Origin of the sequence: Streptomyces sp. G7(2002), assembly GCF_028870195.1 — a bacterium.
GTDB classification, from domain to species: Bacteria; Actinomycetota; Actinomycetes; order Streptomycetales; family Streptomycetaceae; genus Streptomyces; species Streptomyces nigrescens.
The window spans coordinates 62,222-82,828 of the sequence record NZ_CP102609.1 but is presented as its reverse complement, the minus strand read 5'-3'; the positions used below and the strand labels follow the sequence as shown (position 1 = coordinate 82,828).

Here is a 20,607-nt window from a genome sequence, read left to right as displayed (position 1 = left end):
CCCGAAGAGCAGGAGGTGCGCGCCTCTGGCGAGGGTCCCAAGTCCTAGAAAACGTCCTCCTGTTGTGGGCGAGGTCGTCCTTGGTGTGGACACGCACCGGGATGTTCATGTGGCTGCCGTGCTCTCCACCCTAGGGGCGGTCATGGATACCGCGCCCTTTCCCGCCACGTCGGTGGGCTATCGCGAACTCTGGGAGTGGGCCAGCGGCTGGGTACGGTCCACAGTGCCGGGGTGGAAGGGTCCGGCAGCTACGGAGCTGCCCTCTCCCGCTATTTGCGGGCTCGCCGGGTCGAGGTGTTCGAGGTGAGCCGGCCTGACCGCTCGGTTCGTCGACGGCGGGGGAAGTCGGACCCGGTGGACGCACAGGAGGCGGCACGGGCGGTCCTTAGTGGCCGCGCTCGCTCCCAGGCCAAGGCCGGCGATGGGCCGGTCCAGTGCGCCCGTCTGTTCAAACTGGCCAAGGACTCCGCTGTCAAGGCCCGCACGCAGGCGATCAATCAGCTCAAGGCGGTCCTGGTCACCGCCGATCCGGACCTGCGTGAGCAGCTGGCCGGTCTCAAGACTCCGGCCTTGGTCCGGACTTGCGCGCAGTTCGAAGATCGCGAGAGCGGCGACGGCGAGACAGCTGCCGTGGAGCAGGCCACCCGCATCGCCCTGTGCCTGTTGGCCCAGCGGATCGATCAGCTGACCGGGCAGATTCGCGACCTGAAGCGGTGCCTGACTGCACTGATGGAGCGGCACTTTCCACAGCTACTCACCCGGGTGGGCATTGACCCGGATAGCGCCGCCACCTTGCTGATCACGATGGGGGACAACCCAGAACGCCTGTGCAGCGAGGCGTCGTTCGCGGCGCTTTGCGGGGTCAGCCCCGTCGAGCACTCCTCCGGCCCTCAGCGTCACCACCGGCTCAACCGCGGCGGCGAACGAAGAGCCAATGCCGCCCTGTATCGGATCGTGCAGACACGGCTCCGGTGCGATGCACGTACCCGCAACTACTACGAGCGGCGCACCGCGGAGGGCAAGACCCGTCGCGAGATCATCCGCTGCCTCAAACGCTACGCCGCCCGAGAAGTGTTCAACCTGGTCCGGCCTGGCATCGGGCCCCACGAAGCGACTTAAGGCGACCGCAAGCCTGCGGCCCACCTCCGCTTGCGCGGAGAGCACCATCTGGAACGGCGCTGTCCCGACTGCGTCGACGGTTCACCTCCGCTCGCGCGGAGAGGACCAACAGCAGTCACTTGGGCTGAGATTCGGACACGGTTTACCTCCGCTTGCGCGGAGAGGACCGGCGAACATCAGCTGGAAGAGCGGGTTGCGGGCGTGCTCTCCGCGCAGGCGGAGGTGAACCGCCAGTACTTCTGCCCACGCTCCTGATCCTCCGGTCCTCTCGGCGCGAGCGGCGGTGAACCGTCGGCCGAGCAGTCCGCGGTGATGGCGCTTGCGTGGTCTCCGCGCGGGCGGAGGTGGGCCGGTCGGAATGACCGGGGCGAACGGGATGGGGCGGTGCTCTCCGCGCGTGGAGGTCGGCCGTCGTTCTGGTGCTAAGGGCTGATACCTGGTGAGCACGTCTTCGTGCTGGAGGGTGGTTGGTTCGAGGAGGCGTGGAGGGAAGTGTCGGGGTTCGGTAGTGTGCTGCTGTGTCGCCTGGTGATCTTCTGCTGCGGCGCTGACTGGTTGGACATGCTGGCTTGACCAAGCGCGTGAGCGCCTACGGATTCCGGCTGACTTCGCGGAATCGCACTGGACGGACCACGACAGGCTCATCGAGTATCTCGCTCACCTTGTGTGCGGGTTCGTCCTCAAGGAGGGCTTGCGCACCTGCACCTGCACCTGCACTTGCGCGTTCGGGGAGCGGGGCTGCAGCATCTGGTTCGACGGCCCCGAACGTGCTGCCGGACGACTCGACTTGCAGCTTGTCACCGTTCAAGGGGACTGCGAGATCGCCGAGTACGACCAGGTTCTCACCTACGCGGGCGGGCCGAGCGCGGAGATCCTGCGGGTTCACCGGGCGCCCCTCAGGGGCTGCGGTGGTGTGTGCTCCCGCATGCCATGGTGGACACGGCAAGGTCGCGTTCCTGCGGCGTATGGACGAAGGACGTCGAAGGGAACACGCGCGGGGAAGGCGGAGGGCCAGGTGACTGCGGAAGGGTACGTCCTCAAGGCTTGGGCAGTGCGTTCGGTGCGCTATTTGTCGTGGGGCACGCTGGGTCGTGTCCGATGGGTCCGTTGTCAGACCGTTCCGGTTGTTCGTGGCGCAGGGTCGTGTGGCGGAAGGCGTTCAGGTCGGCGGTGTCGGTCGGCGGTGTGGGTCGGAGTGTCGGGGGTTGGGTGTCCGGCAGCGAGAGTGTAGAGGGTGCTGTGGGTGGCGCTGTCGAGCCCGCGTCGTTGTGTTGGTGTCCGGTGAAGTGGTGGGCAGCAGGCCGGTGTGCAGGTCTGTCATCAAGTTCACTTGCCGGGATGCGTCGGTTCCTCGACGCCGTGATGCGTGGCGGGTGAGGGTTGCTGTGTGGCTCGGCGGTTGCGGGGTGCTGTCCGCCGGCACTGGGGCGGGCGTGTGCGGATGCCGTCCGGTTGCGTTTGCTGTGGCTGACCCGGCACCGGCTTACGCGCCCCGAATTCCTCTCCCTGACCCCGGGTGCGCAGCAGAGGTCAGGAAGGTGTGACCGTGGCCTTCTTGGGCCGGCGGGGCACGGTTGCGGTCTTGTCGTGGTGCCCGTACTCCGTCGACCGGGCCACGCCGGAGAGGTGGGCGATCTGCTGGACGGTGGGTCTTCTCACGGCGTCGCAGAGCTGCTGGGCGAGCGAGGCCTGGTCCTCGGACGGCCTGGGCCGGCGTCTGCCGGCCCGGCCGCGGGCTCGCGCGGCAGCGGGCCCGTCGTCGGTGTCCGTCACGATCAGTTCGCTTGGGAGTTCGGCGAGTACGGACAGCCCGCCCTGCGAACATCGCCGCCCGCCCCTGCCTCGTGGACGTACCGTGGACGGCCGATGTCCTGTTCGGTGACGTGCAGCCGACCGACGGCCGCGCTCGCGCAGCGAAGGAGATCGGCGCCGAGGCCACCGGGTGCGCCACGGCGCAGGAGAGCCCCAGACGGCGCCTGGCATCAATTGTCTGACGCCGTCGCCCTCGGCGTCACCTGGGCATCGGATGCGCCGCGGTCAGTCCGCCGTCGCCCCTCTCCGGCCCCTCCCGGCTCTCAGGCAGGGAGGGGTGCGGCTCGGAGTCGGGCATTGTTCGGGGGAAGGCCCGTCGGTAGTTGCTGGGTGACACTCCGATCTGTTTGAGGAAGTGGTGGCGGAGGTTGTTCGCTGTGCCGAGGCCGCTGAGCTCCCCGATCTTCTCGATGGGCAAGTCCGTTGATTCCAGCAGGTTTTGGGCTCGTCCCAGGCGCTGGTTGAGGAGCCACTGCAGGGGAGTTGTCCCGGTGGCTGCCTGGAGCCGCCGGTGGAGGGTGCGTGGGCTCATCGCTGCGCGTTGCGCCAGATCCTCGACCGTCAGGGGCTGGTCGAGGTGTCTGCGGGCCCAGTCCAGGACGGGGCCCAGGCTCCCGTCGTCGGTGGTGGGCACGGACAGGTCGATGAACTGCGCCTGGCCGCCGGGCCGGTGGGCGGGTACCACCATCCGGCGGGCCAGCTGGTTGGCGACGTGTGCGCCCAGGTCACGGCGTACCAGATGGAGGCAGAGGTCGAGTCCAGCGGTCAGTCCGGCGCTGGTGAGCACATCGCCGTCGTCCACGTACAGCACCGAGTCGTCGACATCTACCTTGGGGTAGCGCTCGGCCAGTTGAGCGGTGTGCATCCAATGGGCGGTGGCGCGTCGTCCGTCGAGCAGCCCCGCCTCGGCGAGTGCGAAGGCGCCGGTGCACAGGGAGACCATGCGGGCGCCTGCGTCGTAGGCGTGGCGCAGGGCCGTGATCAGTGCCGGCGGCAGCGGTCTGCCGTCCTCGACGCAAGCGTCGGGCACCGAGGGCACGATGACCGTGTCGGCGCCGGCAAGGTCATCGAGCCCGTAGCGGGTTCGCATCGACAGCCCGGCCCCGGCCCCGGCCCCGGCCCTGGCCGCAGAGCTGTCCTGCTCAGGCTCGCCCGTACTGCACAGCCGCAGGTCGTACCAGGGGTCGGCCAGGTCCGGCTGCGGCTTGCCGAAGACGGTGCAGGGGATGCTCAACTCGTACAGATCCCATGAGGGCACGCCGATGTCCTCGGCCACGACCACGGCGACGGAACCAGGATTCATACCCGAAGGGTATGGCAGGAATTTGGTGGTTGCTGTCACCGGTGTCACTGTTCCCGGCCGCCGCACGCTGCGATCTTGGTCCTACGTGACCAACCGCCGCACGCGGACGTACAGGGAGTGGTGGCATGCATTCTGATCGCCCGGCAGTAACCGTCATCGGCTTGGGCTCAATGGGATCGGCGCTGGCCGCCGCCTTGCTGGAGCGCGGCCACGAAACCACCGTGTGGAACCGCACGGCGCACAGGGCCCAGTCGCTTCTCGACCGGGGCGCCCGCCTGGCCGCAACCCCCCAGGAGGCGATCGCAGCGAGCCCGCTGACCCTGGCTTGCGTACTGGACTACGACGTACTGCACGCCGTCCTCGACCCCGTCGCCGGCTCCCTCACGGGCAAGACCCTGGTCAACCTCACCTCCGGCTCCCCGGAGCAGGCCCACCAGGCCGCCGCATGGGCCCGGTCACACGCCGCCGACTACCTCGACGGCGCCATCATGACCACCCCGCCGGGGGTCGGCAACCCCGAGATGATGTTCCTCTACAGCGGCTCCCACGCCGTCTTCGAAGCCCACCGCACGACCCTGGCGACCCTGGGAGACCCCTTGCACCTGGGCACCGACCCGGGCCTGGCCTCCCTCTACGACGCCGCCCTGCTGGGCCTGATGTGGTCCACCATGACCGGCTGGCTGCACGGCACCGCACTGGTCGGCGCGGAGAACACACAGGCCACGGCCTTCACCCCGGTCGCGATCCGCTGGCTGACCGCCGTGGCCGGCTTCCTTGCCACCTACGCCCCCCAGGTGGACGCCGGCCGCTACCCGGGCGACGACGCCACCGTTGACGTGCAGATCGCGGCCATTGACCACCTCATCCACGCGGCAGCGGCCCGCGGCATCGACAACGCCCTGCCCGAACTCCTGAAGTCCGCCATGCAACGGACCAAAGCCGCAGGCCACGGCTCCGACAGCTACGCGAGCGTGATCGAGATCCTCAAGAACCCGGCGGACAACAAATGACCCGGACACCAACAGCCACCCCTCACCTCCCGCCAAACCCGACGGCTCCCGCTCCCACCGTGCCATGGACGGACCTCCTGGCCGCCGCCACCGACGACTGCCTGGCCGCCCTCCTCCAACAAGCCGACCAGGACTGGTCACGCCCCGCCCACGCCCTCGACTGGACCTGCCGCCAGACCCTCGACCACCTCGCCCTCGGCCTGATGGGCTACACCGGCCTGCTCATCGCCCGCCCCGACGACCGCTACATCACCCTCTTCGCCTCACTCGACCCCCAAGCCCCCGTCCCCGCCTGCCTGGACGGCCTGCGCATCGCCGCCACCCTCCTCACCTCCACCGTCCGCGACACGCCTGCCGAGGCACGCGCCTGGCACCCCTGGGGCCACTCCGACGCCACCGGCTTCGCCGCCATGGGCATCACCGAACTGACCGTCCACACCTACGACATCACCCGCGCCCTCGGCCTGCCCTGGACCCCACCCGACAGCCTCAGCACCGCCGCCCTCACCCGCCTCTTCCCCGACGCCCCGTCCGGCCACGCCCCGTCCGACACTCTGCTGTGGTGCACAGGCCGCATCCCACTACCCGGCCTGCCCCGCCGCGCCGACTGGCAGTGGAACGGAACCGTGCGCTGACCCCGCCCGCACCCTGACCACCAGAGCCACCCCACGATTCCGCCGGCACTGACCGCATCCTCCAGACACCCCCACCAGCAGCCCCGAACAGCGGATCACCTCATCCCCTGCTCTTCGGACCGGGCAGGGCCGCAGGAAGCCGAGGCCGAGGCGCTCGTCCCTCTCCAGACGGAAGGCGCCGTACGGGCTGATGATCGACCAGAACAGCGCCGTCAGCCCGCGCCGGCCCTTCAACAGACAGCATCTTCGCGTCGCTGCTTGGTGTCGGAGATCCATACCCCGAGCCGGACTGCTACCGGCCCTCTCACCGTCGACGACGCTCTGCTCGCTGTGACCACATGGCACCGGCCGGCCGGCCGGGCCTTCCCGCCCCACCCACTGCGCAAGGGCCACAGGCCGCACTGCAACGCCTGGCTCGACCTCTTCACCGCACACACGGCCGTCGGGGCGGGACAAGGCGCCTAGGGGGTGTCCGCATAGGTTCGCCGGGGGCGGCAGAACGGTTGGATGGGCGGTGAAGTCCGTTCCTACGGCCGGAGGTGTGGTGGCCGACCTGTGCGGGTGCGCAGACTGACCGATCAGGAAGGGCAGAAGCTGCAGCAGATCGTGCGCCGGGGCAGTACCAACTCGGTGCGCTACCGGCCGGCGATGATGTTGCTGGCGTCCCCGGCGGAAATCGTGTCCCGGTCATCGCCAGCTGGTCCAGCCGACCGGGACACGGTCCGGGAGGTGATCCACCGGTTCAACAAGATCAGCCTGGCCTGCCCGGACCTCAGGGGCGGGAGCCGTCCCCGCCTGCGCAAGCCTGACGACGGGGACTTCGTCGTCCAGACAGCCACCACCGCCCCACCAACTCGGCCGGCCCTTCACCCGCTGGTCCACCGCAAACTCGCCGCCTACCTGCGCCGCGTGCACAAACGCGCCATCCGCATCGGCCGTGAAGCCTTACGGAGCCTGCTCCTGCGCCGTGGCATCTCCTTCCAGCGCACCAAGGAAGGAGCCCCGATCCGGACGCGACGCCAAGCTCGACCGGACCGAGGAGGTGCAGGAAGGCTTCCCGGACCGGGTCTTCGCCTCCGACGAGCTCGGGCCGTTGGGGATCAGGCCCACCGCGGGCTCCTGCTGGCCGAAGCAGGGCAAGGAACGTCGCCCGCATCCGCAGCGAGAAAGGCAACCGCTGGGAAGCCGACCGCTTCCAGCAGCAGCTTGATCACACAGGAACTTCAAATATGAGCTCGAGGCCGTCTTCCTCGTCCCATTGTTCTCCGACCTCGACGAAGCCAAATCCAGAAATCGTGGCCAGGGATGCCGTGTTGTCAGGACTGATCGTCACCCGCACGGTCCTGACGCGGGCTTCTGCAACGGCCCGACGTACCAGTGCGGTCAGCATCGCCCTGGCGTAGCCCTGACGACGGTGGACGGGGATCACCGAATAACCGAGCTCCACCATGCCCGCCTCATCCGGCGGCCCATGGAACCCGGCATACCCCACGACGACGCCTTCCGGCTCGGCTACCACCATCTGCGTGAGCCACCCCGCGCAACCCGGGTCGGAGGTCAGCTGATTGACCCGGTACTGCCACACCCACTTTGCCCTGTCGGTGACGAAGTACTCGGTGAGAGCGACACCTGCTTCGGCACTGGCTCGAGCCAGGTCGTCCTCCAGCAAGGCGACCATGGTCGTGCTCGACAACTCAACAAAGCGCACGGACTTCCCCCTCGTGGAGGCTGGGGTCCGGCGCTCGGCTTTGTCTGACACAGCGGGAATCTTCCAGGCGCGCCCAGGAGGTGTCCAACGGTTTTCGCAGCGGCCAACGCATACCCCGGCCCGATTGCGGCCCCGTCCCATCGACCTCAGCCGCGCCCCGGTGAACCTTCCCGGCCAGAGCACTAGGCAGGCTGCACGCCCAGCCTGGACAGCCCCAGCTGCTGTTCTTCCGACCGCTGCGCCCAGATGCCCGCCTCCCGCTGCCGTGCCAGCCACCGCCCGACTTGGCGAGGGCCCCAAACCCCCACGCCTCCGATGCCCCACCGTCAGCCCAACAAGTCACCGACGCCTCCTCGGCCGTCCGCTCCGTTCCAGAAGACAGCTCCCACCCAGAAGGGGAACCAGAACACTTGCTCCGGCAGGAGCGGGGCGGCGACGAACCAGATAAGGGGGAGAGCGGCGAACAGCAGACAGCAGCATAAGCCGCTCCTGCCAGGAGCAGATGACTCCCGTGGATTCCTAGGCATCTCGCGAAGGTAAGCGGTGCCCATAACTCGTGCATGAGTACCCGTACTCACGACGTCACATCCGGTGGCTTCGGGTATGTCCGCCGCGGCCAGCCGTCCGTAGGACCGCACAGGGGCGGCCCGACCGGCCGGTGGCGGCCTCACGCCCAGTCGATGCCCAACTCCCGTAGAGCCTCGCGTTGTTCGGAGGTGAGATTGCGGCGGCGGCCTTGGTGTGGGAGACCCATACGCTTGGAGACCCATACGCCCAGTTTCACGAACACCGGCTCCGTCTCGCCGCCGACCGCGACCTGCTCACCATGGCCGCGCGGTACCGGCCGGCGGCCTTCGCGTTCGGTCCATTGCGTGAGGGCCGCCAGGCCCGCTGGAGCGCCTGCTGTGCCTTGCCGGGCACCTTCGCGCCCTTGCCGGCCGGGCCGCGGCGCCGGGGCCCGGCGGGCTGTACACCCAGCCTTGTCAGCCGTTCCTGCTGCTGTGACGGAGCAGTGCTCTTCAGGGGACTGGGTGGCTTTGGTTCGGTGTCCCGTCTTCCGGCTGGGATCTGGGAGCAGGGGCAGTGGCTGCGTTCGGGCGTGATGACGTGGTCTGGGGTCGTGTTCGGTTTGGTTGTTCGGGCGCTTGGCCTGCAGTTCAGTAGTGGTGTGGGATTGATCTTGGATTTCTCGTAGGTGTGGTGGCGCGTCTACAGGCGGCTGCGCTCTCTGGGGGCTTGGGGTTCCGGATGATGCTGGTCAGTGGCGTGTGTGGTGAGGAAGACCGGAGGGGATCGTTCGCGTTGCTGGTGTGCGTGGTGCGCGGCGACAAGCTCCGGCGCAGCCCAGGCGCGCAGGGCGGAAGCGAGCCGCGGGTCGGGGCTGCTTGCTGGGGGCGTGGGCACATCAGCCGGGGGCGCCGGTTGCACCCAGGCGGTGCCGGTGGCGTCGTGGCTGCGGCGGCGGGTGCACAGGGTGCAGGCACGGACGGGCTGCTGCTCGGTCTTGAGCCGCGTCCAGTACGCGGCCGCCTCGGTGTCGTGGGTGGCGTCGCGGAGGAGAGGTGGGCAGGGCGCGTCAGGTGGGGGACGGGGTGCGGGTGAGGGTGGAGAGGTGCCGGGCCGCGCGTGGAGTGAGGATGAGTTCGGCGGTCGGGGTGTGCCGTGGCGGCGGAGGGTGATGCCGGTGCCATCGAGGAGCTGGGGCAGTGTCAGCCGACAGGTGCCATCGAGGCGTGGGGTGTAGAAGGCGGTTGCTTCGCCGGTTGCGATGTGCCGGTGTGGTGTCAGTGGGTGGGTGCCAGCGACGGCAGGTCAGGCCGGGGCGTTGCCGCTGGCCGGGTGTTGAGTAAGAGCGAGATCTCTGCCGTGGGGTGGCTTCGGTAGCGGGTGCGGCTGTCATGGGCGGTACACCCCACCCCGCTCCGCTGTCTCGGGAACGGCACTTCTGATCCTTTCTGATCCTTCAGTGGCCGCGCGGCTGCGCGGTGGTGGGCGTCGGTGTCCGGGAGGAAGGTAGGGGGTGGGGAGCCGGGCGTGTGGGGCGAGGTCACGGCGCGTTTGGGGTGCCCGGCCGGTGCTGGTGGCGCGGCTGCTGGGGCTCGATGCGGCCGGGGGTGCTGACGACGGCGCATGTCCGTGCGGCAGCCCGCAGGTCTCCCACCTGTACGGTTGCCAGGTGGTCGCGGGCTGCCGGAGCGGAACCCGCGTGGACAGGCCTCCGGGTGTGCGGCGCGCTCGATCGTGCTGTGCGGCTGATGACCTTCGCAGGCCCCGGCCGGACGGTCGGATCAGCGCAGTCCGGCGAAGAGATCGTTCTCGGGTACGGCCCCGCCGGTGGGGTCCTGGACACGTACGAAGGTCTCCATGCCCATCAACTCGCCGAACCTCTCCTTGCCCATCTTGAGGAAGAATATGTTCTCGCCCTGACTGGCGTGTGCGGCCAGCGCGTCGAACTTCTGGCCGCTGAATGCGGTGGTGTCCACCCACGTGGTGATCTCATCGTCGGGGAGGCCGATCTCGGCCATCGCGGCGGCCTCAGCAGGATCCGGCTCCGGCATGTCCTCATGGAACTCGCGCACGATCTCCCCGAACCGCTGCATCATCGAGCGGGGCATCGTCGTCCAGTACACCTTCGGTGTCAGCGCGGTCATCTCCAGCGCCGCCATCGTGATGCGGTGGGCCTGGATGTGGTCGGGGTGGCCGTAGAAGCCGTTCTCGTCATAGGTGACAACCACATCGGGTCGGTAGTGCCGCATGAGTTCCGCGAGTCGGGCGGCGCCTTCCTCCACGGGGGTCTGCCAGAAGGATCCAGGGGCGTCGTTGCTCGGCCAGCCCATCATCCCGGAGTCGGCGTAGTCCAGCATTTCCAGATCGCTGATCTTCAGGGCTTCACAGCTCGCCTGGAGTTCTTGACGGCGCATCAAGGCGACGGCCGCCGGATCGTGCCCGGGGTCGCCCGGCTTGGCACCCCCTGGTCCGTCACCGCAACCGCCGTCGGTACACGTCACGAGAACCGTGCGGATGCCCTCCGCCGCGTACCGCGCGAGGACTCCTCCGGTTCCGGTGGCCTCGTCGTCGGGATGGGCGTGCACTGCCATGAGCGTCAAGGGCCGGCCAGTCATGAACAAGTCCTCCTGCGGAAATACATCCTGGTCTGAGAGCGCGGCGGGCGTACCGAGATCCCGGGGCCCGGATCCTGGTGGGCGGACGACCTTGTGGTCTCCGTGCTCCCTGCCCGTGCGGCGCCGGTCCCTCGGTCGATGCAACAGCGCCGGCAGGACGACGATTCCCCGAGGGCGCAGCCGCAGGCCCGGGGACAGAGGGAGCAGCCGCCGGGTACCGCTCTGAGCACCCGCCCGCATTCCGCCCGGTGGTAAGCACCTTGGTGTTGATGGGCGTTGAGGCTTCCCGCGCAGCGTGCCTCCTGCAGTGCGCCCTACGGTTTCCCCTACCACCCCCCTACGCCACCGTCTCCGGTGTGAGGGGACAAAGCTGCAGGTCAGATCCCCTGGGTAAGGGGCCGCCGGCACTTCGACAACCCTCCTTCCCCCCTCCTCGTCAGTGGTGGGCGTTAGTGAATTGGGGGAGAGGCGTCGGGTTCCGGGCCGGGCTCGTGGCCGTACGGCCCAGAGGACGCGCCGGCCGCGACCGGTGCACTGGGAGGGGTGGGCAGTGGGCGGAACGAAGCGTCGGCCGTACGGGTCGACGGCCAGGACGCGGCAGATGGTCCTCGCCGCGCTGGGTGTGGTGAAGGTGGCGACCGCCGAGCAGATCCGGCAGCTGATGTGTCCGGGCACGGCCAGCGCGCAGACCGTCCGCAACGGCTGCCTCGACCTCGGCCGCGACGGCCTGGTGGAGTCGCTCGGCTCGGCCGGCCGCACCAACGCCAACGGCCATCTGGTCTCCGAGACGCTGTGGAACCTGACCGGCCCCGGGCCGGAGGCCGCGGCCGCGGTATTGGACCGGCCGGTGCGGGAGATGGGCGGCACCGCCCGCGGCGCCGCGCGCTCGGGTGCCAAGCACGCGGTGAAGGTCACCGACACCCTTTTATGGCGACCGGTCCGACCGTGCCTCCAGCCGCGCCGCACACCCCGCTGGTGTGGCTGAGCGGTGTCGTTGGCGAGCTTCGCCAACGACACCGCTCAGCCACGGAGATTCCCGCGCACTTCGTCGTTGCCCGCTGGGTCCGCTTAGGTGTCCTGCGCGGGAGGGCCGTGGGGAGGACGCTGTGGTTAGAGGTTGGTGGAGCGGTAGGCGAAGGCGAGGTCGTCGGTGCCGCGGGCGGCGATGGCGGGGAAGGAGTAGGTCGTTGCGGCTTGGGTGATCGGCACGAACGTCTGCCAGCCGGCGCCGGTGAGGCGGGTGAGCCAGATCTTGCGGTCTCCGCCGCGGACCGCGCAGTACAAGGTGGTGCCGCCGGAAGCCAGGGCAGGGATGTCCGGGGTGGTCCCGTTGTTGATGGCGTACGGACGTTCCCACGCGGTGCCGTTGTGCATGGTGATCATCACGCGGTCGGTGGTCCTGTTGCGGCTGCCCATGTAGAGCTTGCCCAGGTGGCTGGCCAGTGTCACGGCTGCCGCCTCTGTCTCGCTGCCGGGGACGCCGGCGAACCCGGACCAGGTGCCGCCGGGGGCGAGGGTGGACAGGTAGATGCCGCCGTTGCCTCCGCAGGCCGCGTAGTGCAGCTTGCCGGCGTGGACGGCCAGGGCGGGGGAGTGCGCGGTGGTGCCGGAGAGGTTGACGGGGGCTGACCAGTCTTTGCCGTTGGTGGAGGAGGTGACGACCGTTTGGCCGTTGTGGGCGGTGTGGGCCAGGTAGAGCCTGCCGTTGAACGAGGCGAGGGCCGGCGGTCGCCTCGTGAGATGTCCAGGGACCATGGCGAAGGTGCTCCAGCTGCTGCCTTGGCGCCGGCTGACCCAGATCTGGTCGCCGACGCCGCGGACCGCGCAGTACAGGTCACCGGCGTGGAAGGCCAGGGCGGGCGCGGAGGGGGTCTTGGCTCCGGGCCAGGCCAGCGTCGGGGCGCTCCAGGACCCGCTGTGGGTCAGGAGGGCGACGTGGTTGGGCTCGGGCTCGGCAAGGGTGCGGATCCACAGCCTGAGGTGACCCTCCTTGCCGCCGTTGAACTCATAGACGGCCAGACCGGCGGGCCACCCCACGCCACCGGGGACCTTGCTCAGCGCGACGAGCGCCTCGCGGGTGAAGCCGAGGGAGCGGTGGGCGACGAAGTCGTCCTTGTTCTCGAAGAGGGAGAAGAGCCAGCCGACGAACTTGGTGACGAACCCGAACAGCGCAAGTGCGCCGGCGCCGGCCTGGGCATTGTCGTCCGGAATCCCGGAAGCCTGCCCCCTTTCGGCTGCCTCCAGCGCCTTGTCGGAGACCTGGTACAGGTACTTGCTGATCTGGTGGAAGATGCCGCCGCTGTCCTCCTCCCACGCTTCGATGTCAATGAAGCAGAACCGGTCCACGGGCCCGTGGAAGAGGATGTCCGAGCCGCCGAAGCTGCGGGTATTGCCGGTGTACATGCTCCCGAAGACACCGGACCGGTACTCGCGGCGCGCCGCCTCGTCGCTGCCTGCGCCCGCGGCCCAGTAGAACTCGTCGGCCCCGATCTCATCGGACCCTGTCACGCTCATGAACTTGTGCGGCTTCAAGGTGAAGGTCGCCGGCATGGTCTCCTCTGCGGACCGAGGGGCGGTCACCAGAGTGAGCGCGGAGCCGTGCTCACCCATCGCGGCGATGAATTCCTCACTGTCCAGGCTGTCCAGCGGCTCCCCCTCAGGCAGGGAACTCAGGTCGATGGTGTTGACGTTGGGCTGGGCCAGCGCATCGCGGACCAGGACCTCCTGGTCGGCCGCGTAGTCCGCCAGCGAGTAGGAGCGCTCCAGGGGAATCCGCTCCACACCGGCCGGGAAGAACTCCGCGGCGCCGGGGGCGTCCTTGAAGAGCTTGCCGTACTCCGCGACCTCCTCCACCGACACGATCCGGGCCATCTGATCAACCAACTGCTGCTCCAGATCCGACAGCACCAGCCCCTCACTGAGCCGGGCAGCGGCATGCAGCGCCGTCTCGATCAGAATGTTGCTGCTCCGGTTCGCCCGCAGACGCTGTGCCCACCGCGTGTCCGACCGGGCCCCCGAGAGCAGGTTCCGTGGCAATTCGCCCGGATCGACCAAGGCCCACGTAGACCGCAGCCCCGCCGTCAAGACCTGCTGGCCCTACGCGTCCGCGTCCGCGCCGTGCTGCTCGGTGCTCATGCTGCTCCTCCCTTGTCTCTACGGATGCGGGTGGCGGCCCAGTCCGGATCGCGTATGGGCGCCGGGCGCCGGGCGCCCGCGTCGCGGTGGCCGGGGCGCGCATCACGCGCCAGCTGGTGCGCGGCGCGGTGACGACGTGGACCAGGACGACGACGCCTCCCGCCCGGTGCCACCCCGGCGAAGCGGACCTGATCGGCCGCCCAGCCGCCCAGGTGCCGCCACGGGCGCAACCGCCCAGCTGATGGCCGGCCGCGAGCGCGGCGACGCGGTGATGACGATGCCCATCACACCCAGCGCATCCCGATCTTGGATAGTTGCTCCACCCGCGCCGGGGACAGTGTCGCGGCCCGGGACCGCTGGTTCCCGACCCAGGCACCGAGCTTCAGCGGTACGTCTCGCTGCGCCTGGTCCTCCCCGCCGTCCCCGCCGACGGTGATTGTCTCCACGTGCTTCCTCGGCACCCGCAGGTGTCCTTCGCGTTCGTAGAACTGGCGGGCGGCCTCGTAGTTCATCGCCCACTTGTCGGCCTGGGTGCGGCGCGCGGGCGGCTTCTCGTTCTCGGTCGCGGGCTCGATGCCGAGGACCTGCTCGCACATCCACTGCTGCACGGTCGTCAGGTTGTCCCAGCCCAGCCGGACCGACCGCACCCACCGACCGAGGTCCTCGCCCTGGCGTACGACGTCGCCCGCCGCGGTGGGCAGCGTCCCGCCCTCGTCCAGATGCTGCCGGGTCAGGTGGAAGGCCCGCTGCCACTCCACCGGCCAGGCTGGGCACCAGGACGGGTCGATGTCCTCCAGCTGCTCGCGCCGCTCCTGCGACATGGCCCCGGCCGACGACTCCACGGGCAGCCCCTCGGCACGCCGCTGTTCGATCTCCAGCGCCTTCCTCGTCGCGGCCCGCGCGTTCTTCAACCAGATGCCCACCGCCGCGCCCTGGAACGTGGCGTCGAGCGGGGCCAGGAGGTGGCCGTGTTGGGCGGCCCATCCGCGCGCGGCGGTCAGGCCTTCCTCCCAGGCGACGTCGAAGCGGGACCAGACCATGCCGAGCTTGTCCAGCTGCGCGACGCGGTCCTCGTCCATGTCGCCGCGGGCGTAGAAGCGCCTGGCGTCGGCGATCCACTGGCCCAGCGGGAAGTTGGCGAGCGAGGCCGGCCACCCCACCCCCTCGGCTTCCTCACGTTCTGGGACGCGGTACGTGAATGGCACCCGCAGGTCATCGTGCTCGCGGGCGTAGATGACGGCGGCCTCCACACCGCGCCGCCAGTGCTCGCGTTCCGGGTTGAGGACGCGCAGGTTGATGAATGCGGCCAGCTGTGCGGGGTCGCGCGGTGTGGAGAACTTCAGCAGCGCCTTCGCAGGAGTGGAAGGTCCTCCGTCCCCACCCTCACCGCCCTGCTTCCTGCCTTCCGAGTCCTTCTGGACGGGCTTGTAGCGGCTGGGCGCCTGTTGCTCGGCCAGTGCCTCGACCACCCTGGCGTCGTGCGCGCGGAGCGCCTCAAGCAGCTTGGCGAGTCCGCCGTAGGCCTTGGAAGTCAGCATGTTGTCCGCCGTCTCCCCGGGCCCGAGCAGAACCGGCACCACCAGGCTGGCGACTTTTCCCTCACCCGGCTGCATCCGCAGCGCACGCCCCACTGCCTGGACGAGGTCGGGCATGGAGCCGCGTACGTCGGCCCAGTACACGGAGTCGCAGTTGTGGGTGTCGACGCCTTCCCCGAGCACTTTTGTGAAGTGCTGGCTAGATGTCAGTGACTGCATCTCGTTTATGCGTCAGCGTCAGGTCTTCCCGACTGCTTGTCTGACGTGTTGGAACCGCCCTGCTGTCAGTGGCACATGGTGGGGCAGTGTGGTGGCGAGTGGTGACATCATCCAGGACGCGTTCGTGGCACTTCCTATGCGTCTTGGCATCTCCCCAGTCTGATGCAGGGACTGCAGCGGCCGAGCGCCGCGACGAGGCCAGATCGGTCCTGTCTACCAGTTCCGCCACTTCGGCCTGCAACGCCGCCTGGCCAACCGCCCTCCTACCCCTGGGCGTTGATCTTCGCCATGAACACAGCGACGCTGCATGAATATCGGCGCACTTGGGACCGCGGTCAATTCGCCGGCTCCAGCGATCGCGGCTGTCTATCAGGACGGGCACTGCTCCTTCACCGGCTGGTCCGGGATGAGTTGGGCCCAGTGGTGAGCTGTGCTGAGGCGGCAGATGCGCTTGGCGACGTAGTCGGCGTCGGTGCTCCAGATGCGGGCGGCGTTGCGGGAGCTGAAGTGGGAGCTGAGGGTTGCCAGGGCATGGCCGTTGGGGGAGAAGCGTACTGTTGTGCGCATGTCCTTGTTGTTGCCGTGGCTGGGACCGGTGAGGGTGGCGCGTACGTGAGTGGCGAGGGCGTTCCACAGACGGACGGTGCCGTCGGCGCTCGCGGTGGCCAGGGTGCGGCCGTCGGGCGAGAACGCCACCCCCTCCACCACGCCGGTTTGGCCGCTGCGGGTGGTGGTGGTGTGGCGGGTGGCGATGTCCCACACACGGATGGTGCTGTCGCCAATGGCGCCCGCGACGATGCCGGCGGCCAGGGTTTGGCCGTCTGGGCTGAAGGCCAGCGCACTGACGGCGCCATTTTTTGGGCCGGGCAGGGGCGTGCCGGTCTGCCCGGGGCGCATGGTCCACAGCCGCGTGGTGCCGTCGGCGCTGACGGCGGCCAGAGCGCGACCGTCGGGCCTCAGGGCCAGTAGCTCCACCGTGCTCAGGGGCTTGCGAGCTCCGCGCAGGACGGCGGTGGTGCGGCGGGTGGCGACGTCCCACACCCGGATGGTGCCGTCGTTGCCGGTGGCGGTGGCCAGGGTGTTTCCGTCAGGCGTGATCGTGAGTTGCCGCACGGTGCCGGTTGCCCCGGTGAGAGTGGCGGTGCGGCTGCCGGTCGCCAGGTTCCACACGCGTACGGTGTTGTCAACTCCTGCTGTGGCCAGCACGTGGCCGTCACTGCTGGCCACCGACGTGGTGACGGGTTTCGGGGGGCGGATGGGTGCCGGGCGGGTGCGCGAGGGGGCTGTGGACCAGTGGACCAGCAGGTTGTCGTAGTCGACGGTGAGGGCGGCGTCGCGGTCGGCGATGGACCTTGGTGAAGTGATCGCGCCGGTGCGCCCGGTCAGGGTGGCGACCGGTCGGCGTGAGGCCACGTTCCACAGGCGGGTGTCTTTGCCCGCGGTAGCGAGGGTGCGGCCGTCGGGGGAGAATGCGACTGCGTAGACGGGCTGCTTCACGGCCAGTGTGGCCAGGGCCTTGTGTGCCCGCGGGCCCCACAGACGGACGGTGCCGTCGATGCTCGCACTGGCCAGGGTGGAGCCGTCCGGCGAGAACGCCACCTCCCCCACGATGCCGGTGTGGCCGGTCAGCGTCGTGAGCAGGCGGTGGGAGTTTACGTCCCACAGCTTCACGTCCCGGTCACCGCCCGCGGTGGCCAGGGTGCGGCCGTCGGGGGAGAACGCCACCCCGCAGACGACGTCAGTGTGGCCGGCCAGAACGGCGAGGACCCTGTGGGAGGACACCTCCCACAGGCGGGTCGTGCCCCCAGTGTCTGCCCCGGCCAGCATGCGGCCGTCCGGCGAGAACGACAGGCTCACCACCCCATAGGTGGGCCCGGTCAGGACGGCACGTTCCCGGTGGGTGCGTGTGTCCCACAGGCTCACAGTGCGGTCGCCGCTGATGGCCAGCATGCGGCCGTCGGGCGAGAACGCGACGTGTGTTACCTCTTTGATGTGGCCGGTGAGGGTCGCCAGGAGGCGGTGGGAGCGCGTGTCCCACAGCTTCACGCTGTGGTCGAAGCTCGCTGTGGCCAGGGTGCGGCCGTCGGGGGAGAACGCCACCGATCTCACGGCATCGGCGTGGCCGGTGAGGGTCGCCAGGAGGCGATGGGAGCGTGTGTCCCACAGCTTGACGCTGTGGTCGGTGCTCCCGGTGGCCAGGGTGCGGCCATCCGCTGCATAGGCTGTGCTGACCACCGTCCTCGGGTGCCCGGTGAACTGGTTGGCGTAGAAGCGGCCGTAGGCGCTGAGCAGGCTGCTGCGTGCTTCCGTGGTGGGGGACTGCCGATATCCCTTAAGTGCGAGGACCATGGCCGCCTCAGGGCGTTCGTCACTCATCTGGACGGCGCGGGCGGCAAGTGCACGGGACTGGGCCGCCTGCTGCGCGGTCACTGCTGTGTGCCGTTGCTGTTCGCTGGTCCGGTATTGGTCCCATGCGATCATGCCCGCGGTGAGGGCGAGGACGAGTAGGACGGCCAGTGTGCCGGTGAACTGGCGCAGGCGGCGGGTGGTGCGGGCGGCAGCGTGTCGTTCGTGGTCGTGGGCGGTGGTGCTTGTGGTGAGGAAGTCCCGTTCCAGTGTGGTGAGGTTGCTTCTGGCGTCGGGGGTGGCGAAGGCTTCTTCGGCCTGGGCCAGGCGGGTGCCGCGGTACAGCGCCCCGGGGTCCTGGTCGAGGTTGCTCCAGGCATGGGCGGCCTCGGTGAGCTGACGTAATGTGCGCAGTGCGTTGCGGTCTTCTTCGATCCATCCTCGAAGTCTGGGCCAGGCGGTGATGAGGGCTTCGTGGGCGAGGTCGATGGTGTCGTCGTCGAGGGTGATCAGCCGGGCGGCGGCCAGGTGTTCCAGTACCGCTGTGGTGTCGGCGGGGTCGTTGGTGTTGAGTTCGCTGCGGTTGATGGGGCGGCGGGTGTCCTGGGCGCCGTCGCCTGGGGTGATCAGGCGGATCAGGGTGCGGCGGGCGAGGGCGGCTTGTGCGGGGGGCAGTTGGGTGTAGGTGTCTTCGGCGGTGCGGGCGATGGCGCCGTGCAGGCCGCCGGCTGCCTCGTAGACCTGGGTGGTCAGCGTGCGTCCTCGCCGGTGGCGCCAGGTTTCCATCAGGGCGTGGGACATCAGGGGAAGACTGCCGGGTTCGCCGTCGATCTCTTCGATGATGCGGGCGGTCAGGTCCCGCTCGACGATCAGCCCGCGGGCTGCGGCAGGTCGGACGATGGCTGCCCTGAGCTGGTGGGTGTCCATGGGGCCGACCAGCAGTGTGGCGTCCCGCAGAGCAACGGCGAGGGCTCGGTGGTCGGCGCAGCGGCCGAAGAAGTCGGCCCGCACGGCCAGGACCACGCGCAGTCGGCTGGCCCCATCCCGCGCGGCCAGCAGACGATCGAGGAAAGCACCGCGTTCCTCATCATCCGTGCAGAGGGTGAACAGTTCTTCGAACTGGTCCACCAGCAGCCAGGTCTCCCCGGCCCCGGGAGCCGGCTCCAGACGTTCGCCATGCACCATGGGGTGTACGCCCGGGGTGAGGATCCGTACGGCGGCCGGTGCCTGGCCGTCGGCCTCGTCCGGGGCGCGCAGGCGGGGGATGAGTCCGGCCCGGAGCAGTGAGGACTTGCCGCTTCCCGACGCACCCACCAGCGCACTGACACGGTGCCGACGGACGGCCTCGGCCAGCTGCGCCGTCAACTCGTCGCGGCCGAAGAACAGTTCCGCGTCGCCCGGTTCGAAGCGGGCCAGCCCACGGTAGGGCGGATCGGCGTCGTCGTTTTGCGGTCGTGGCCGGCGGGTGAGCTCGGCGTCGGTCTGCTCCCAGCGGTGCTGCCACTCCTCCACGTCCCCGTTGCAGGCGCGCACATAGGCGAGCAGTACCGGCAGGGTCGGCAGACGTTCGCCCGCGGCGGCCTGCGACAGCGTCGCCGCTGAGAATCCCACGCGCCGTGCCATGGACCGGTAGGCCGGCGCCCCCGCCTCCACTCGCAGCTTGCGTAACTCATAGGCGAAACGCTGGACCGGACCGTCCTGCGGATCGATCGGATTCTCCGGACGCCCCACTCGCCGCTCCCCCCCCGAATCCCTGCAAGCGTTTCTCCAGCCTATGGGCCAGGCCACCACGTCCACAACGGCACCCCAGACGCGGCAGGGCACCGGGCGAATTGATTAGCTGCAGCTCAGAGGGCTGTCAAACAACTCTGCGGCGGGTGGGCTTGCTCTTGCCCCGGCCGGTTGCCCCGCCCCGGGGGAGTGGGGCAACCGACCCGGTCGCACATCCTGCCGCCAGGCCGGCGTGGCACACCCAAGCCGTCAGCCGAGCCGCAGGCAACAAGACCATCGAAGGGGGAACCCATGCCAAGCAGTAGCTCTGTACGAACAGAGGAAAGCGGTCGAGCTTTGCCCGGGAATCACAGGGGCATCGACGATGCACCCGCACAAGGCGCCGAAGGCCCGGCACACCCCCGCACGCCAGGAGACCCCGGCGGAATCTCTCACTTGACGCCCCGCGAGCGCCAAGTCCTCATCCTGATCGGGCAAGCCGCGCCAAATCGGGCAATCAGTCGGCAGCTGGCCATCACTGAACGTACAGTCAAGGCGCACCTCGCCAACCTCATGATGAAGGTTGGTGTCTCCACCCGCATTGAAGCCGCGATCTTCGCCTACGTCCACCATCACGCCATCCGCCGACCGGCCGCCTGACCCAGGGCAGCCAGCGGTGATCGAGCCAGCGCCCCTCCCTTGTTCCGGGATGGTGTACCTGTGGGGCGTCGGCTGCGGTCTGACGCCCCACATCGCACTGTGCCCACCGAGCCGGGGAGCTTGACCTCCGGTCAGGGCCACAAGCAAAGCAGCCGTATCTGCCGAGGAACTGGCTGATGGGCGGGAGGATGCAGGTCCTCGCTCTACGACAGCGCCAATCGCCCTCGGTCCAACGTGGGGCGCCAGGACAGGTGTATTGACCTGGAGCGTTGTTCACACGGCTGATGGGTGGC

Annotated in this window: 11 protein-coding genes and 2 pseudogenes; 6 read left to right on the top strand and 7 right to left on the bottom strand. The window is 69.2% G+C overall.

Annotated features, from left to right (window positions below):
* Positions 1 to 25: 25 nt before the first annotated feature.
* Positions 26 to 1,119, top strand: a pseudogene (locus NUT86_RS00360) (IS110 family transposase).
* A gap of 1,530 nt (positions 1,120 to 2,649) precedes the next feature.
* On the opposite strand, the gene NUT86_RS00355 reads toward NUT86_RS00360, so the two are convergent.
* Both NUT86_RS00355 and NUT86_RS00350 read right to left on the bottom strand, forming a co-directional pair.
* Entirely contained in the window at positions 2,650 to 2,892 is a 243-nt protein-coding gene (locus tag NUT86_RS00355) for a hypothetical protein (RefSeq protein ID WP_274732591.1), read from the bottom strand.
* A gap of 238 nt (positions 2,893 to 3,130) precedes the next feature.
* Complete coding sequence (locus tag NUT86_RS00350) at positions 3,131 to 4,213, bottom strand: GlxA family transcriptional regulator (RefSeq protein WP_446750814.1); 1,083 nt, start codon at positions 4,211 to 4,213, stop codon at positions 3,131 to 3,133.
* Between the two features lie 146 nt (positions 4,214 to 4,359).
* On the opposite strand from NUT86_RS00350, the gene NUT86_RS00345 reads away from it, so the two are divergent.
* The 3 genes and pseudogenes from NUT86_RS00345 to NUT86_RS00330 all read left to right on the top strand — a co-directional run.
* Complete coding sequence (locus tag NUT86_RS00345) at positions 4,360 to 5,244, top strand: NAD(P)-dependent oxidoreductase (protein WP_274732587.1); 885 nt, start codon at positions 4,360 to 4,362, stop codon at positions 5,242 to 5,244.
* Complete coding sequence (locus tag NUT86_RS00340) at positions 5,241 to 5,879, top strand: maleylpyruvate isomerase N-terminal domain-containing protein (RefSeq protein WP_446750742.1); 639 nt, start codon at positions 5,241 to 5,243, stop codon at positions 5,877 to 5,879. The genes NUT86_RS00345 and NUT86_RS00340 overlap by 4 nt, the downstream gene beginning before the upstream one ends.
* A 507-nt stretch (positions 5,880 to 6,386) precedes the next feature.
* Positions 6,387 to 7,044, top strand: a pseudogene (locus NUT86_RS00330) (IS630 family transposase); the annotation flags it as partial.
* A gap of 45 nt (positions 7,045 to 7,089) precedes the next feature.
* Here the strand turns inward: NUT86_RS00330 and NUT86_RS00325 are convergent.
* Positions 7,090 to 7,587 (bottom strand): GNAT family N-acetyltransferase, encoded by a 498-nt coding sequence (locus NUT86_RS00325; RefSeq protein WP_274732584.1) that lies wholly within the window; start codon positions 7,585 to 7,587, stop codon positions 7,090 to 7,092.
* A gap of 2,288 nt (positions 7,588 to 9,875) precedes the next feature.
* Positions 9,876 to 10,709, bottom strand: a complete 834-nt coding sequence (locus NUT86_RS00315; RefSeq protein ID WP_266448598.1) for a PIG-L family deacetylase — start codon at positions 10,707 to 10,709, stop codon at positions 9,876 to 9,878.
* A 550-nt stretch (positions 10,710 to 11,259) separates the two neighbouring features.
* On the opposite strand from NUT86_RS00315, the gene NUT86_RS00310 reads away from it, so the two are divergent.
* Positions 11,260 to 11,694 (top strand): replication-relaxation family protein, encoded by a 435-nt coding sequence (locus tag NUT86_RS00310; RefSeq protein ID WP_274732580.1) that lies wholly within the window; start codon positions 11,260 to 11,262, stop codon positions 11,692 to 11,694.
* Positions 11,695 to 11,819: 125 nt separating this feature from the next.
* Here NUT86_RS00310 and NUT86_RS00305 read toward each other — a convergent pair whose 3' ends face one another.
* The 3 genes from NUT86_RS00305 to NUT86_RS00295 form a co-directional block, all read right to left on the bottom strand.
* A complete protein-coding gene (locus tag NUT86_RS00305; RefSeq protein WP_274732578.1) occupies positions 11,820 to 13,745 on the bottom strand; it encodes a hypothetical protein in 1,926 nt (641 codons plus the stop codon).
* 383 nt (positions 13,746 to 14,128) lie between these two features.
* Complete coding sequence (locus tag NUT86_RS00300; protein WP_446750741.1) at positions 14,129 to 15,598, bottom strand: Helicase associated domain protein; 1,470 nt, start codon at positions 15,596 to 15,598, stop codon at positions 14,129 to 14,131.
* 369 nt (positions 15,599 to 15,967) lie between these two features.
* Positions 15,968 to 19,675 carry an nSTAND1 domain-containing NTPase gene (locus NUT86_RS00295; RefSeq protein WP_274732576.1) on the bottom strand — a complete coding sequence of 1,236 codons (3,708 nt, stop codon included), beginning with the start codon at positions 19,673 to 19,675 and terminating at the stop codon, positions 15,968 to 15,970.
* A gap of 435 nt (positions 19,676 to 20,110) precedes the next feature.
* Here NUT86_RS00295 and NUT86_RS00290 point away from each other — a divergent pair, with 435 nt between their 5' ends.
* A complete protein-coding gene (locus NUT86_RS00290) occupies positions 20,111 to 20,314 on the top strand; it encodes a helix-turn-helix domain-containing protein (protein WP_274740339.1) in 204 nt (67 codons plus the stop codon).
* The last annotated feature ends 293 nt before the right edge of the window (positions 20,315 to 20,607 follow it).

Bases quoted from the DNA above. Each gene is read 5' to 3' on its own strand.
- NUT86_RS00345 (WP_274732587.1), top strand. From the start codon at position 4,360: ATGCATTCTGATCGCCCGGCAGTAACCGTCATCGGCTTGGGCTCAATG.
- NUT86_RS00315 (WP_266448598.1), bottom strand. From the start codon at position 10,709: ATGACTGGCCGGCCCTTGACGCTCATGGCAGTGCACGCCCATCCCGAC.
- NUT86_RS00340 (WP_446750742.1), top strand. From the start codon at position 5,241: ATGACCCGGACACCAACAGCCACCCCTCACCTCCCGCCAAACCCGACG.
- NUT86_RS00300 (WP_446750741.1), bottom strand. From the start codon at position 15,598: ATGCAGTCACTGACATCTAGCCAGCACTTCACAAAAGTGCTCGGGGAA.